The sequence below is a fragment of the Microbacterium sp. USHLN186 genome (genome assembly GCF_037145155.1).
GTDB lineage: Bacteria > Actinomycetota > Actinomycetes > Actinomycetales > Microbacteriaceae > Microbacterium.
Map to the genome: position 1 here is coordinate 1 of NZ_JBBCYA010000022.1, position 224 is coordinate 224.

The 224-nt window shown below is 46.4% G+C and carries 1 rRNA gene; it reads left to right on the plus strand.

Annotated elements, in window-relative coordinates:
- Positions 1-142 precede the first annotated feature (142 nt).
- A 16S ribosomal RNA gene (locus WFG93_RS13945) occupies positions 143-224 on the plus strand; the annotation flags it as partial.

Genomic DNA, 224 nt, shown 5'->3' on the forward strand with positions numbered 1-224 from the left:
TTATCCTCGTCCAACCCTTGTGGGGGTTGGTTGAGAATTCCTTTGGATCAATTTATATGAATGTCAGCAATGATGTTCGTCTCTTTTGGTCAGTTTCAAACTCGCTGCATGGCCGTTTTCCCGGTTGTGTATGCATTTCTTTTTTACGGAGAGTTTGATCCTGGCTCAGGATGAACGCTGGCGGCGTGCTTAACACATGCAAGTCGAACGATGAAGCCCAGCTT